General features: G+C 71.8%; 16 protein-coding genes. 12 read left to right on the plus strand and 4 right to left on the minus strand.

Going from position 1 to position 13,950, the window contains the following annotated elements:
• Positions 1-24: 24 nt before the first annotated feature.
• On the minus strand, positions 25-150 hold the full coding sequence (locus tag ACZ69M_RS35960) for a hypothetical protein (RefSeq protein WP_470056627.1): 126 nt from the start codon (positions 148-150) through the stop codon (positions 25-27).
• A gap of 239 nt (positions 151-389) precedes the next feature.
• Here ACZ69M_RS35960 and ACZ69M_RS35965 point away from each other — a divergent pair, with 239 nt between their 5' ends.
• A complete protein-coding gene (locus ACZ69M_RS35965; protein WP_470056680.1) occupies positions 390-794 on the plus strand; it encodes a VOC family protein in 405 nt (134 codons plus the stop codon).
• On the opposite strand, the gene ACZ69M_RS35970 is transcribed toward ACZ69M_RS35965, so the two are convergent.
• Complete coding sequence (locus ACZ69M_RS35970) at positions 777-1,463, minus strand: helix-turn-helix domain-containing protein (protein ID WP_470056628.1); 687 nt, start codon at positions 1,461-1,463, stop codon at positions 777-779. The two genes, ACZ69M_RS35965 and ACZ69M_RS35970, sit on opposite strands and share 18 nt — an antisense overlap.
• Positions 1,464-1,473: 10 nt before the next feature.
• Positions 1,474-2,409, minus strand: a complete 936-nt coding sequence (locus ACZ69M_RS35975) for an AraC family transcriptional regulator (protein ID WP_470056630.1) — start codon at positions 2,407-2,409, stop codon at positions 1,474-1,476.
• Between the two features lie 103 nt (positions 2,410-2,512).
• On the opposite strand from ACZ69M_RS35975, the gene ACZ69M_RS35980 reads away from it, so the two are divergent.
• A complete protein-coding gene (locus ACZ69M_RS35980) occupies positions 2,513-3,364 on the plus strand; it encodes an NAD(P)H-binding protein (protein WP_470056632.1) in 852 nt (283 codons plus the stop codon).
• 18 nt (positions 3,365-3,382) lie between these two features.
• Here ACZ69M_RS35980 and ACZ69M_RS35985 read toward each other — a convergent pair whose 3' ends face one another.
• Positions 3,383-4,546 carry a YihY/virulence factor BrkB family protein gene (locus ACZ69M_RS35985; RefSeq protein WP_470056634.1) on the minus strand — a complete coding sequence of 388 codons (1,164 nt, stop codon included), beginning with the start codon at positions 4,544-4,546 and terminating at the stop codon, positions 3,383-3,385.
• Positions 4,547-4,563: 17 nt separating this feature from the next.
• On the opposite strand from ACZ69M_RS35985, the gene ACZ69M_RS35990 reads away from it, so the two are divergent.
• From ACZ69M_RS35990 to ACZ69M_RS36035, 10 genes are all read left to right on the plus strand, one after another.
• The gene (locus tag ACZ69M_RS35990; protein WP_470056636.1) at positions 4,564-6,198 is read left to right on the plus strand and encodes an acyl-CoA dehydrogenase family protein; all 1,635 of its coding nucleotides are present in this window, start codon (positions 4,564-4,566) and stop codon (positions 6,196-6,198) included.
• A gap of 337 nt (positions 6,199-6,535) precedes the next feature.
• Positions 6,536-7,942 (plus strand): GAF domain-containing protein, encoded by a 1,407-nt coding sequence (locus ACZ69M_RS35995; protein WP_470056638.1) that lies wholly within the window; start codon positions 6,536-6,538, stop codon positions 7,940-7,942.
• A gap of 81 nt (positions 7,943-8,023) precedes the next feature.
• Positions 8,024-9,403, plus strand: coding sequence for a hypothetical protein (locus ACZ69M_RS36000; protein WP_470056640.1), 1,380 nt, complete (start codon positions 8,024-8,026; stop codon positions 9,401-9,403).
• A gap of 202 nt (positions 9,404-9,605) precedes the next feature.
• Complete coding sequence (locus tag ACZ69M_RS36005; protein WP_470056642.1) at positions 9,606-10,178, plus strand: GNAT family N-acetyltransferase; 573 nt, start codon at positions 9,606-9,608, stop codon at positions 10,176-10,178.
• 173 nt (positions 10,179-10,351) lie between these two features.
• Positions 10,352-10,435, plus strand: a complete 84-nt coding sequence (locus ACZ69M_RS36010) for a putative leader peptide (protein WP_309486338.1) — start codon at positions 10,352-10,354, stop codon at positions 10,433-10,435.
• Between the two features lie 136 nt (positions 10,436-10,571).
• Positions 10,572-12,266 (plus strand): nitrite/sulfite reductase, encoded by a 1,695-nt coding sequence (locus ACZ69M_RS36015; protein ID WP_470056644.1) that lies wholly within the window; start codon positions 10,572-10,574, stop codon positions 12,264-12,266.
• Positions 12,263-12,442 carry a hypothetical protein gene (locus ACZ69M_RS36020; RefSeq protein WP_079090235.1) on the plus strand — a complete coding sequence of 60 codons (180 nt, stop codon included), beginning with the start codon at positions 12,263-12,265 and terminating at the stop codon, positions 12,440-12,442. Before ACZ69M_RS36015 ends, ACZ69M_RS36020 begins: the two co-directional genes overlap by 4 nt.
• On the plus strand, positions 12,439-13,167 hold the full coding sequence (locus ACZ69M_RS36025; protein WP_470056646.1) for a phosphoadenylyl-sulfate reductase: 729 nt from the start codon (positions 12,439-12,441) through the stop codon (positions 13,165-13,167). Before ACZ69M_RS36020 ends, ACZ69M_RS36025 begins: the two co-directional genes overlap by 4 nt.
• A complete protein-coding gene (gene cysC, locus ACZ69M_RS36030; protein ID WP_470056648.1) occupies positions 13,164-13,736 on the plus strand; it encodes an adenylyl-sulfate kinase in 573 nt (190 codons plus the stop codon). Before ACZ69M_RS36025 ends, cysC begins: the two co-directional genes overlap by 4 nt.
• A partial coding sequence (locus tag ACZ69M_RS36035) for a phosphoadenosine phosphosulfate reductase domain-containing protein (protein ID WP_470056650.1) occupies positions 13,733-13,950 on the plus strand: 218 nt, incomplete at its 3' end. The genes cysC and ACZ69M_RS36035, both read left to right, overlap by 4 nt.

Raw genomic sequence — 13,950 nt, forward strand, 5'->3', positions numbered from 1 at the left:
GCCCCGTCCCCCGTCGACGGCAGGTCACCCCGCTCCACGGGCGCGGTGGCCGTCCGCCGGTGGCAGGACGGCGTCGAGTTCGGCGTCGCTCGGGCGGTGGGCGGAGTGGAGGGCGGAGCCCAGGACGGCCCGCGTCGCCGCCCCGCTCACACACCGTCCGCTCGCCCGCCATGCCGCCGGCCGGCTGCTTCGGGCAGGACCGCGCCGTCATCGTGCCCCGCTCCACGACCGACGCCGACGAGTCCACCCCGGTCCCGGCCCCCGCCTTCTCCGTACCGCACCCCGACCGGCGCAACTGGACGGCTTTCGGTTCCCGTCGCTCCGCCCGCGGAGGGACTCTGTCCGATTCGTTCAAGACCCGCTTCCCGCGCCCTGCCTACGGTGTCCCCATGACTCCACGATTCGCCGTGATCGGCCTGGTCGCCTCCGACATGGCCGCCACACTCGCCTTCTACCGCCGCCTCGGGCTCGTCTTCCCCGAGGGCTCCGAGGACCAGCCGCACGTCGAGGCCGAACTGCCCGGCGGGTCCCGGCTGGCGATCGACACCGAGGACACGATCCGGTCGTTCCACCCGGGGTGGCGACCGCCTGCCGCCGGGGGCGGCCGGGTCTCGCTCGCCTTCGGCTGTGACAGTCCCGCGCAGGTCGACTCCGTCTACGAGGACCTGGTCGGCGCCGGGTACCACGGCGAGCTCAAGCCGTGGGACGCCTTCTGGGGGATGCGGTACGCGGTCGTGCACGACCCGGACGGCAATGGCGTCGACCTGTTCGCGCCGCTACCCGCGCCCGAGTAGTTCCCCCAGCGGCATGCCCGCCAACTCCCGTACGTCACGGGCCAGATGGGCCTGGTCCGCGAAGCCGGCGCGGGCCGCCGTCTCCGCGAGGGGGACACCGGCGCGGGCGAGGGCGAGCGCCCGTTGCAGGCGCAGGACGCGGGCGAGAGTCTTGGGGCCGTAGCCGAAGGCGGCCAGTGAGCGGCGGTGCAACTGGCGTGCGCTCAGGCCGAGTCGGTCGGCCGTCGCCGCGACCGGCCGGCCCGCGTCCAGGGCCGTCACGACCTCCCGCAGCAGCGGGTCGGGGGGATCGGTGACAGCCGCCCGGTCCAGTGCCACCTGCTCCAGCGCGGTCACCGGGTCGGCGGCCGCGGCGACCCGCGCGGTGCGGCGCCTGACCTCCGAGGCCGGCCACAGGTCCGCCAAGTCGACGCGCAGGTCGCGCAGTTCATGGGCGGGTACGCCGAGGAACGTCGGCCCCGTGCCGGGGGAGAAACGGACGCCCGCCCAGTGCCCGGCCGCGCCCTCGGGAACGTACGCCCTGGTGTCGGGCCCGGCGACGAACAGTCGCCCCTCGTGCCAGAGCAGGTCCATACAGCCGTCGGGAAGCACGGCCCCCACCGTGGAACCGGACGTTCCACGGGACCACACGACGGCGCCCGCCAACCGGGAAGGCCGCTCCGCGTACATGTACGTCAGGCTACGCCGCCCGCGTCCGGTGCTCCTGCGGGCTGACCCCGTACACCCGTTTGAAGGCGCTGGACAGGGCGAACGCGCTGCCGTAGCCGACGTGGCGGGCGATCGCCTCAAGGGTGTCGTCCGACTCGCGCAGCCGGTCGGCGGCCAGGGCGAGGCGCCACCCGGTGAGGTACGTCATCGGGGGCTCGCCCACGAGTTCGCTGAAGCGGCGGGCCAGCGCGGCCCGGGACACCCCGGCCTTCGCGGCGAGCGTTGCCACCGTCCAGGGGTGTGCCGGGTCGTCCTGGACGAACCGCAGCACCCGGCCGACGACGGGGTCCGCGAGTGCCCGGTACCAGGCGGGGGCGGCGGCCTCCGGACGGGAGAACCAGGCGCGCAGCGCGGCGATCATGAGGAGGTCGAGGAGCCGGTCAAGGACCACCTCCTGGCCGGGCTCGTCGCGGACGATCTCCTCGGTGAGGATCGCGGTGAGCGGGCAGTCCCACACGTCCTGGGTGAGGGAGAGCAGCGGCGGCAGGGCGCCGAGCAGCCTGCCGTTGACCTCGCCCCGCATCATGTACGTCCCGATCAGCAGCACCGTGGAGCCGTCGAGCCGGTCGCCCCAGGTGCGGACGTCCAGGTCCCACCGGCCCTTCAGGGACCGCCCGTCGGGGTAGGTGCACTCGCCGCCCGGCAGGATCACCGCCTGCGGCGGGGTCCCCGGGTCGTCCGCGCACGTGTACGGGTCCGGGCCGCGGGCGATCGCGAGGTCACCGGCCCGCAGGAACACGCGCTCCCCCGCGTCCGGCACGACCCAGGCCTCGCCGCGCACCACGAGCATGATCGTGAGGGGGGCGCGGTCCTCGACGCGCACGCACCAGGGCGGGTCGAAGCACGCACGGATCATGAAGGCGCCGCGTGCCCGGGGGCCCTCCAGCAGACCGGCGAGTGCGTCCATGGCGTCAGCGTAGACGTCCCTGGGGAAGGGACGTAGACGTCCGCTTATGGGAATGAGTCCCTCGGCGATGGGAGCCCTGCGCGGGCGGCGATTCACTGTCGGTATGACGCAGAACAGGGCACGCGAAGAGCGCGTACGGGACATGACGGTGCTGGTGACGGGCGCCACGGGACGTACCGGGCGGCGGGTGGCCGAGGCCGCGCGGGCGGCGGGGCTGAGGGTGCGGGCCGCGTCCCGTGCGGCGGGGTTCGACTGGACGGACCGGTCGACGTGGGCGGACACCCTGCGGGGTGCCGACGCGGCCTATCTCGTCCACCCCACGGACGTCGGCTCGCCCGACGCGGCCGAGATGGTCGGGGGTCTGGCACGGGAGGCGGTCGGGCTGGGGGTGCGGCGGCTGGTGCTGCTGTCCTCGCGGGGTGAGGAGCGGGCGCGGCCGGCCGAGGAGGCGCTGCGGGCGTCGGGCGCGGACTGGACGGTCGTACGGGCCGCGTGGTTCGCGCAGAACTTCAGCGAGGGGCCGTTGGTGGAGGGGCTGCTCCGCGGGGAACTGGTGTTTCCCGCCGGTGAGGTGCGGGAGCCGTTCATCGATGTGCGGGACATCGCGGACGTCGTGGTGGCCGTGCTCACGGGGGGCGAGCGGTATGCCGGGCAGGAGCTCGCCGTCTCCGGGCCCCGGCTGCTGAGTTTTCGGGAGGCGGTGGGGGAGATCGCGGCGGCGACGGGGGGTGAGCTGACGTATCTCCCGGTGACGGCGCGCCAGTACGGCGATCAGCTGGCCGGGTTCGGGGTGCCGGCGGAGGAGGCCGAGTTCCTCGTCGAGCTCTTCGAGAGCCTGCTCGACGGGCGTAACTCCTACCTGTCGGAGGGTGTGCGGGAGGTTCTGGGGCGGGAGCCGCGGGACTTCGCTCAATTCGCCCGGGAGGCGGCGGGGGCGGGGGCCTGGAAGGGGTGAGGCTCCGCCCGCGGCGTGCTACTCGTCCGCGCAGTGGTCGTCGTCGTTGCTCCTGCGGTGGTGGTGGGTGCTCTTGACGTGGGTGCGCAGGCGGGAGGTCACGTCCTCCGGGGGGAGGAAGCGGGACCAGCGTTCCGGGAACTCGGAGGGCATGTCCGGGTCGTCGGGGTCGGCGTCGGCGGCGCGGTGGGCAGCGGCGCGGGCGACGTACTCGGCGGCCTGCTCCTGACGCAGGCGCTCGTTCGCGGCGCGGGCCGCGGCCGTGGCGGCGGCGGGCCAGACCCGGTCGATGGCCGCGTTGACGGCGGCGCCGACGAGGACGGCGAACGCGGACACACCGATCCACAGCAGGACGGCCACGGGGGCGGCGAGTGAGCCGTAGATCGTCGGGCCCTCGACCGTGCTGGTCAGGTAGATACGGAGCAGGAAGCTGCCGAAGACCCACATGGCGAGGGCGACCAGGGCGCCGGGCACGTCCTCCACCCAGGGTGAGCGCACGGGCACGGACACGTGGTACAGCGTGGTCAGGAAGACGACCGAGAGCACGATGACGACAGGCCAGTACAGGACCTGTACGAGCGTCGCCGACCACGGCACGATCTGCACCACCGCGTCCGGGCCCGCGACCATCAGCGGCAGCGCGATCGAGCCGATCAGCAGCGCCACGATGAACAGCAGGAACGACATCACGCGGGTCGCCACGATCCCCCGGGTGCCGTCGAGGCCGTACATCACGGTGATGGTGTCGACGAAGACGTTCACCGCGCGTGAGCCCGACCACAGGGCGAAGAGGAAACCGAGGGAGATGATGTCGGGCCTGCCGCCCTTCATCACGTCGTGAAGGATCGGTTCGGCGATCTGGTGGACGCCCTTGTCCGTGAGGACCGTGCGGGAGGCCTCCAAGATGTTGGACTCCAGGCTCGCGATCGAGTGCGCGCCGGTCCAGTCGTCCACGTACCCGAGCAGCCCGATGAGGCTCAGCAGCAGGGGCGGCACGGACAGGAGTGTGAAGAAGGCGGCCTCGGCCGCCAGCCCCAGGATCCGGTACTCCATGCAGGAGTTGACGGTGTCCTTGAGCAGCAGCCAGGCGGTCCTTCGCTTCGACACGTTCCTGTACAGCGCGCGAGCGCGGTGAAAGCGGCCCACGGGAGACCGTTCAGGTGTTTCTTTTGCCTGGTGCACGTCCTTACCGTATCCGTATGGCAGCCAGCACCCACACCGTGACCAACCAGGCTCCGCCCCTGGTCGGATATGACGTCTTTGCCGCCGACCGGGCCCTCGTGGAGGCGGTCGAGCGGCACCTGGATCCAGGACTTCTCGACGAGGCACGCGAGGAGCTCTCGCTGCTCGGGCGTACGACGGGCTCCGCGCAGGTGCAGGAGTGGGGGGTGCTGGCCAACGAGAATCCGCCGAAGCTGCGCACCCACGACCGCTACGGCAACCGCGTCGACGAGGTCGATTTCCATCCCGCCTGGCACCGACTGCTCGGCAAGGGGGTCTCGGCGGGGCTGACGGCGGCCTGGAGCCGTCCCGGCGGTCACCTCAGGCGCGCGGCCGGCTTCGTCGTGTGGTCGCAGGCCGAGGCGGGCCACGGCTGCCCGCTGTCGATGACCCACGCGGCGGTGCCCGCCCTGCGCACCGACCCGGCTCTCGCCGCCCTCTGGGAACCACTGCTCACGTCCACCGTCTACGACCAGGGGCTGCGGCCCGCCTCCCAGAAGGCCGGTGTGCTCTTCGGGATGGGCATGACGGAGAAGCAGGGCGGCAGTGACGTACGGGCGAACAGGACCGAGGCGCGGCCGCTCGCCGAGGACGGGACCTACGAGCTGACCGGGCACAAGTGGTTCTGTTCGGCGCCGATGTCGGACGGGTTCCTGGTGCTGGCGCAGGCGCCGGGCGGGCTCACCTGTTTTCTGGTGCCGAGGGTGCTGGAGGACGGGACCCGCAACGTGTTCCGCATCCAGCGGCTCAAGGACAAGCTCGGCAACAAGTCGAACGCGTCGAGCGAGGTCGAGTTCGACGGGACCTGGGCGCGCCGGGTCGGGGACGAGGGGCGCGGGGTGCGCACCATCATCGAAATGGTCGCGGTGACCCGGCTGGACTGTGTGCTCGGCGCCGCCGCCGTCATGCGGCAGGCCGTGGCGCAGGCCGTGCACCACTGCACCTACCGGGAGGCCTTCGGCGGCAAGCTGATCGACAAGCCGCTGATGCGCAACGTGCTGGCGGACCTGGCGCTGGAGTCGGAGGCGGCGACGACGCTGGCGATGCGTCTGGCGGCGGCGTACGACGACGGCGGCGAGGACGAGCGGGCCTTCCTGCGGCTCGCGGTGCCGGCCGCCAAGTACTGGGTGACCAAGCGCTGCACCCCGGTGGCGGTGGAGGCACTGGAGTGCCTGGGCGGCAACGGATACGTCGAGGAGTCCGGCATGCCGAGGCTGCTGCGCGAGTCGCCGCTCAACTCCATCTGGGAGGGAGCGGGCAATGTGCAGGCCCTCGACCTGCTGCGCGCGATCCAGCGGGAGCCGCAGGCGCTGAACGCGTTCCTGCGGGAGGTGGGCCGGGCCCGCGGCGCCGACCACCGGCTCGACGGCGCGATCAAGAACCTGCTGGGCGAACTCGCCGACCTGGACGGTATCGAGGGCCGCGGGCGCAGGCTCGCGGAGCGTGTCGCGCTGGTGCTGCAGGGGTCGCTGCTCGTGCAGTACGCGCCTTCGGAGGTCGCCGACGCGTTCTGCGCCTCACGGCTGGGCGGCGACTGGGGCTCGGCCTTCGGCACCCTGCCGCACAGTCTCGATCTGGCCACGGTGGTGGAACGGGCCCGACCGGTTTCCTGAGCCGTGTCCTGAGCCGGTCTCCGCACCGGGCGCGGGGGTGGTGCTGCGCCGACACGGCACCACCCCCGCTCTCTGGCCCCGTTGTGAGGAGCGCGAACGCCGCACGGGCGGCGTTGCTCAAGTTTCCGACCCCGTACGGCTGTTCGCCAGGGTTGCAGGGGGTTGCAACTTTTCCGGCCTCTGTGGCCGGACTGTGCCCCTCCGTCGGTGCCGAGCGGCACTATGAGAACAGCAGTCAGTACGGGCCCGGGCGACCGTGGCCGAAAAGGGCCGGGCGGTGATGGGCCACAGGTGCCCGGAACCCGTCGGTCCGTCCGGGGAGGATGGGGAGGATTCCGTGGCGCACTCGCCGATCGACGTGACGCGGCTCGCCGCCCTGGACGCCGCCCAGGCGGCCCGTGTCCTGCGCGAGGTGCGCGACGCCACGCTCTCCGGACAGCCCGCCCGCCTCGCGCCGCGCCCGGTGATCGAGCAGTCCTGGGAGCGCATGCTGCGCGGCGGGGTCGACCCCGACCACGACTTCCGGGCCGGGCTGCTGGTCCGTGACGAGGTCGAGCGGCGGCGCCAGACCTCACAGCTGCGGCACGTCCTGCCGGTACTGCGCGAGGGCCTGCTCTCGGTCGCGGACGTCGCGCACCACATCATGGTGGTCGCGGACGCGGAGGGCCGGGTGCTGTGGCGGGAGGGCAGCGCGTCCGTGCTGCGCAAGGCCGACGGGTTCGGCTTCGAACTCGGGGCGGACTGGCGCGAGGGCGTGGTCGGTACGAACGGTGTGGGCACCCCGCTGGTCGCCCGGCGCCCCGTCCAGGTCTTCTCCGCCGAGCACTTCGTGCGCACCCACCACTCGTGGACCTGCACCGGCGCCCCGATCACCGACCCGCGCGACGGCAGTCTGATCGGCGTCGTGGACGTGAGCGGGCCGCTGGACACCCTGCACCCGGCGACGCTCGCCCTGGTCGGCTCGGTGGCCAAACTCGCCGAGGCGCGCCTGCGCGAGCTGCACCTGACCTCGCTGGAGGGGCTGCGCGCGGTGGCGGCGCCGGTGCTCGCCCGGCTCGGCGGGCGCGCCCTCGCCGTGGACCAGGACGGCTGGACGGCCGCGGTCACCGGGATGCCGTACACCGGACGACTCGCGCTGCCCAAGGCGCTCGCCCCCGGGCGGAGTTGGCTGCCGACGCTCGGGCTGTGCGTGGTGGAGCCGCTGCCCGGCGGCTGGCTGCTGCGGGCCGCCGACGAGCCGGAGCCCCGGGGGGCCGCGCGGATCGTCCTGGACCTGGCGCACCCGCGCCGCTCCTCGGTGACCGTCTCGTCCGAAGCGGGCTCCTGGTGCCACGAACTGAGCCCCCGGCATGCCGAGTTGCTGTACCTGCTGGCCGTCCGGCCCGCCGGGCGCAGCGCCTCGGGGCTCGCCGACGACCTGTTCGACGACCCCGGTCGTACGGTGACGGTGCGGGCCGAGATGTCGCGCGTACGGCGGTATCTCGGGGCTTTCCTGGAACACCAACCGTATCGTTTCTGCGAGGCCGCGGAGGTCGAGTTGGTGCTCCCGGAGGACCCCCGGGACCTGCTCCCCCACTCGACGGCGCCGGCGGTGCGCAGGGCGCGGAAACTCGGGCCCACTTGTACCGCACCGGAGCCCGACGCGTCACCCGACCGGCCGAATATGCCCCCTGCGAGAGGCAAGGAGCGTATTTCGGGACCGTCTTCCGGGGTCCTTGACCAGGCACGTGGCTCTCTGACGTAGCATCCCTCCACAGGCCACCCCACCTGTCTCTCCGTCAATGTTCTGATCATGAGAGGCAGTTGGCCTTCCTCGGGAGGACGCATGAAGCATCGCGGCAGGCACCGTCGTAGGCGAAGGGGACAGGCGCTGCGCGCCACCCTGGCCGGAACAGCCCTCGCGCTCACCGCGGCCGCCACGCTGATCAGCACCTCCCAGGCGACGGGCAGCAACAGTCCGGGCGCGCTGACCCCGCTCACCTCGGCCGCCGAGACCAGCAGGCTCCAACTGCACGAGAACCTGGTCGCCGGGGACACTCTCAGCACGCTCAGCCGGAACATGGGCGGGAACGTCGGGGTCTCCGGCGTGCTGGCGAGCGCCGACCACGTGATGCGCGACGAGGCCGACTGCTCCGGGACCGAGCGGGCCGCGCTGCCGCTCGAACCGGTCGCCACCCGCGCGTACTGCTGGGCCTCGGACGACGCGCGGACCCAGCAGTGGGCGCCCGCCTCCGTCACCACTTCCGGTGACGCCGACCAGGACGGCCGGTGGGGCGACCAGCGGGTCATCCTGGCGGGCTGGAACCACGACGACCGGGCCGCGGGCGCCTCCGTCACCGACCGGGGTCTGGCCCGGGTCGCCTTCATCGACGCGAGCGACCCGGCGGCGCTCAGGTACCGCTGGGTGCTGCTGGTCGCGCCGCGCGACGGCGGCAGGGACTTCGGTGCGGTCCGTTCCCGGCTGGGCGGCATGGTCTGGTACCAGGGCAAGCTGATCGTCACCGCGCAGAACGGCGCGGGGCAGGACGACTCCCTGCTCGTCTTCGACCTGCACCACCTCCTGAAGGCGGGCGTGGACAGCGGGGCGATCGGCAAGGTGCGGGGCGGCTACTCCGCGCACGGCTATCGGTACGTGCTGCCGGCCGTCGGCTCGTACAGCCCGGCGGGCGGCACGTGCGGCTCGGGCGAGGCCCGGGCGAACCCCTGTTTCGGTTCCCTGTCGCTGGACCGCACCTCGACACCGGACAGCCTGGTCGCCACCGAGGCGGCGCAGGCCGACGGCACGGAGCGGACCCGGATCTGGCGGTACTCGTACAGCACCGTCGGCGGCCGGGCGGGGTTGCTCGGCAGCGACTCGCTGGGGCGGGTCGACGCGCGCGAGGCCTACACGACCAAGGCCGCCGGGCTCTCTGGCGTCCTCTCCTACAAGCCGGCCGGGGCGCGCAAGGCCGACTGGTACGTCGGCCACACACCCGCCAGCGGTGGCCGGCACGGCACGCTGTGGCGCCAGAGCGGGCACACCGCCGAGGCGGTGCGGTGCACCGGGGACCAGTCCTACGCCTGCTGGGGCCAGCACACCGCGTCCCTGTCCTACTGGCAGGACACCGGCGAACTGTGGAGCCTCACCGGCGCCGACCCGGACACGACACCGGAGCGCGTCCTGTACGCGGTCCCGTTGACCGCGGTGGACAAGTCCCTGGGCTAGGGGCCCCGGGGTCTACGCCCCCGGACCCCCGTTCGGTCCGAACAGCCTCGTCCTCGAACGCCGGACGGCCTGGGAGTCCTCAGGGGCGCGGGGAACTGCGCGACCAGCCCCCGCCGGCCCCGCGGCCGAAGAACACGTCCCGGCGTCCGGGGACGCGGACCCGCTTTGGAGCGCTGCGCGGCCCCGTGGTTCCCTGGCCTCCATGAGCAACGTCACTGTGACCACCTGGTCCCTGGAGCAGACCGCGTCGAGCGACCTGCTCCCCGCGATCACGCCCGACGGCGACGTCCGGATCGTGCGCTCCGAAGTCCCCTCGCCCGAGTTCAACCGCTTCCTGTACGCCTCCGTGGGCGGAGACATCCGCTGGACCGACCGCCTGAGCTGGACGTACGCGCAGTGGCAGGAGGTCCTGGACCGCCCCGGCGTGGAGACCTGGGTCGCCTACGACCGGGGAACGCCCGCGGGCTATGTCGAGCTGGACCCGCAGGACGACGGCGTGGTCGAGCTCATGTACTTCGGACTGATCCCCGCCTTCCGTGGCCGCAGGATCGGCGGGCACCTGCTCTCGTACGGGGTGGCGCGCGCCTGGGACCTGGCGGAGCGCTGGCCGGGGCGGCCCGAGACGAAGCGTGTCTGGCTGCATACCTGCAGCAAGGACGGGGAGCACGCGATGGACAACTACCTGCGCCGCGGCTTCAAGCTCTTCGACACCAAGGTGGAGGAGGAGCCGGAGGTCGCCGCTCCCGGACCCTGGCCGGGCGCACGAGCGGTCTGACCTGCCGCGGGCCTGGCCCTCGGCCCGCCATCGGCGGGTCACCGGGCCGCCTGATCGTCCATTCCTGCCCAGCCGTGTGACCGACAACACCTTTGTCTCGCCATTCGGGACAAGGGTGTCCACATGATGGATGAAGGTGGACTGGCCCGAGATCCCCATGACACGCTTCCGTCATGTCTGGAACTGGAATTGCCTTGGTGAGTCGGCGGCACGTCGACCTCGGCCGCATGTCCAGCGCCATCTGTCCGGCGAGCTGACAGCCCCGGCCCAGCCGACATTCTCCCTTTTGCCTCCCTCTGCGCAATGACGCGCGCGTACTTTCCGTATGCGCCCATATGCGCAGTTGAGAGCCGCTCTCCTTCCTGTCCCGCAGTCCCGAAGGACGTATCAACCATGGCCGCCACCCCGCAGAATCCCGATGCCGCGCCCCGCCGCAAGGTGAGTCGTCACCGCGGCGAGGGTCAGTGGGCCGTGGGGCATTTCACCCCGCTCAACGGAAACGAACAGTTCAAGAAGGACGACGACGGTCTCAATGTGCGGACACGCATTGAGACGATCTACTCGAAGCGTGGCTTCGACTCGATCGACCCCAACGACCTTCGTGGACGTATGCGCTGGTGGGGGTTGTACACCCAGCGCAAGCCCGGGATCGACGGCGGCAAGACCGCGATCCTGGAGCCGGAGGAGCTGGACGACAAGTACTTCATGCTGCGCGTCCGCATCGACGGCGGCCGGCTGACCACCGACCAGCTGCGCGTCATCGGCGAGATCTCGCAGGAGTTCGCGCGCGGCACCGCCGACCTCACCGACCGCCAGAACGTGCAGTACCACTGGATCCGCATCGAGGACGTCCCCGAGATCTGGAACCGGCTCGAAGCCGTCGGGCTGTCCACCACCGAGGCCTGCGGTGACACGCCCCGCGTCATCCTCGGCTCGCCCGTCGCCGGCATCGCCGAGGACGAGATCATCGACGGCTCCCCGGCCATCGACGAGATCCACCGCCGGATCATCGGCAACAAGGACTTCTCGAACCTGCCCCGCAAGTTCAAGTCCGCGATCTCCGGCTCGCCGCTGCTCGACGTGGCGCACGAGATCAACGACGTCGCCTTCGTCGGCGTGAACCACCCGGAGCACGGCCCCGGCTTCGACCTCTGGGTCGGTGGCGGCCTCTCCACCAACCCGAAGATCGGCCAGCGCCTCGGCGCCTGGGTCCCGCTGGACGAGGTCCCGGACGTCTACGAGGGCGTCATCTCGATCTTCCGCGACTACGGCTACCGGCGCCTGCGCACCCGCGCCCGTCTGAAGTTCCTGGTCGCCGACTGGGGCGTGGAGAAGTTCCGCCAGATCCTGGAGGACGAGTACCTCGAGCGGAAGCTCGTCGACGGCCCGGCCCCCGAGCAGCCGGTCGCCCGCTGGCGCGACCACGTCGGTGTGCACCGCCAGCAGGACGGCCGCTTCTACGTCGGCTTCGCGCCGCGCGTCGGCCGCGTGGACGGCACCACCCTCACGAAGATCGCCGAGCTGGCCGCGGCACACGGCTCGGGCCGGCTGCGCACCACCGTCGAGCAGAAGATGATCGTGCTCGACGTGACGGAGGACCAGATCGACTCGCTGGTGGAGGGCCTCGAAGCCCTCGACCTGACCGTCAGGCCCTCCACGTTCCGGCGCGGCACGATGGCCTGCACCGGCATCGAGTACTGCAAGCTCGCGATCGTCGAGACCAAGGCGCGCGGTGCTTCTCTGATCGACGAACTCGAGCGCCGCATCCCCGAGTTCGAAGAGCCCATCACCATCAACATCAACGGCTGCCCGAACGCCTGCGCCCGTATCCAGGTCGCGGACATCGGTCTCAAGGGCCAGCTGGTCCTGAACGACCAGGGCGAGCAGGTCGAGGGCTTCCAGGTGCACCTGGGCGGCGCGCTCGGCCTGGAGGCCGGCTTCGGCCGCAAGGTCCGCGGTCTGAAGGTGACCTCGGACGAGCTGCCCGACTACATCGAGCGGGTCCTCAAGCGCTTCCAGGCGGAGCGCGAGGACGACGAGCGCTTCGCCACCTGGGCGGCCAGGGCTTCCGAGGAGTCGCTGTCGTGAGTGAGCGAGCGGCTCCCTTCTACTGCCCCTACTGCGGCGACGAAGACCTCCGTCCGAGCGAGCAGGGCCACGGCGCGTGGGAATGCGCGGCGTGCAACCGAGCCTTCCAGTTGAAGTTCCTCGGGCTGCTCGCCCGCGGGGTTCAGCGCAACGAAGGTGGAGGGGACGAGATATGACGACGATTCAGGAAGACCAGGAAAACCGGGAAGGCCGTACGGCCGAGGACCTGAGGCGCCTCGCCGAGCAGGCGGGGCGCGACCTCGAGGACGCCTCGGCCCTGGAGATCCTCCAGTGGGCCGTCGAGACCTTCGGCAAGACGTTCTGCGTGACCTCCTCCATGGAGGACGCGGTCGTCGCCCACCTCGCCTCCCGCGCCCAGCCCGGGGTCGACGTGGTCTTCCTCGACACCGGCTACCACTTCCCCGAGACCATCGGCACCCGGGACGCGGTCGAGGCCGTGATGGACGTCAACGTCATCACCCTCACCCCGCGCCAGACCGTCGCCGAGCAGGACGCCGAGTACGGCCCCCAGCTGCACGACCGCGACCCCGACCTGTGCTGCGCCCTGCGCAAGGTCAAGCCCCTGGAAGAGGGCCTGACCAGGTACGACGCCTGGGCGACCGGACTGCGCCGCGACGAGTCCCCGACCCGGGCGAACACCCCGGTCGTCGGCTGGGACGAGAAGCGGCAGAAGGTCAAGATCTCGCCGATCGCCCGCTGGACGCAGGACGACGTGGACGCGTACGTCGCGGAGCACGGCGTCCTGACCAACCCGCTGCTGATGGACGGCTACGCGTCCGTCGGCTGCGCGCCCTGTACCCGCCGTGTGCTGGAGGGCGAGGACGCCCGGGCCGGACGCTGGGCGGGACGGTCCAAGACCGAGTGCGGGCTGCACGGATGACCACCACCACCCAGATCTCCCAGGAGCAGCAAGTGACGACCGGAGCCACCATCTGGCTCACGGGTCTGCCGAGCGCCGGCAAGACCACCATCGCGTACGAGCTGGCCGGCCGGCTGCGCGACGAGGGCCACCGTGTCGAGGTGCTCGACGGCGACGAGATCCGCGAGTTCCTCTCTTCCGGTCTCGGCTTCTCGCGCGAGGACCGCGACACGAACGTGCAGCGGATCGGTTTCCTCGCCGAGCTGCTCGCCCGCAACGGCGTCAAGGCGCTCGTCCCGGTGATCGCGCCGTACGCCGACAGCCGCGAGGCGGTCCGGGGGCGTCACCGGACCGGCGGGACCCCGTACCTGGAGGTGCACGTGGCGACGCCGGTCGAGGTCTGCTCCGTGCGCGATGTGAAGGGGCTGTACGCCAAGCAGGCCGCGGGCGAGATCTCGGGGCTGACCGGCGTCGACGACCCGTACGAGGAGCCCGCGTCGCCCGATCTGCGCATCGAGTCGCACACCCAGTCCGTGCAGGAGTCCGCGGCCGCGCTCCATGCGCTGCTCACCGAAAGGGGTCTCGCATGACGACCGTCGCCAGTGTCTCCGAGGAGACGGACAGCAGCCCGTACGCGCTGTCGCACCTGGACGCCCTGGAGTCGGAGGCCGTCCACATCTTCCGTGAGGTCGCGGGCGAGTTCGAACGACCGGTGATCCTCTTCTCCGGCGGCAAGGACTCCATCGTCATGCTGCACCTCGCCCTGAAGGCCTTCGCCCCCGCCACGATCCCCTTCACCCTGCT

The organism is Streptomyces sp. NPDC107454 (genome assembly GCF_055582885.1).